The sequence below is a fragment of the Leucobacter japonicus genome (genome assembly GCF_001273855.1).
Taxonomy (GTDB): domain Bacteria; phylum Actinomycetota; class Actinomycetes; order Actinomycetales; family Microbacteriaceae; genus Leucobacter; species Leucobacter japonicus.
Map to the genome: position 1 here is coordinate 1 of NZ_JHBX01000088.1, position 309 is coordinate 309.

The window sequence follows — 309 nt, forward strand, 5'->3', positions numbered from 1 at the left end:
ATTACGACTGCCCGTTTGAAGAGGCCGTCTCCATCACGCTCGTCGCGCCCGACCTTTCACGCGCGATCAGCACCGGCACCATCGGTGCGGCGTACTACACGTTCTGGCTGGATGAGGTGGAGTGGATCGATGCGGACCACTTTCGCCTCACCTGCGAAGACGCCGTGGGCGATTGGCTGGTCACGCTGCGCGCCCGGCATATCCCGGTGTTATCCCCGGCGGTTTTCATCAAGCGCCGCGTGGCGCCACCGACCCAGCCTGCGGCGTAGAGTGGAACGCCGCCCTATGCTGCTCGCGGCTACCCAATAG

General features: G+C 64.7%; 1 protein-coding gene. It reads left to right on the forward strand.

Features of this window, described 5'->3' with window-relative positions:
- On the forward strand, positions 1–269 hold a 269-nt coding region (locus tag AMS67_RS18420), incomplete at its 5' end, for a hypothetical protein (protein ID WP_206541740.1).
- Between the last annotated feature and the right edge of the window lie 40 nt (positions 270–309).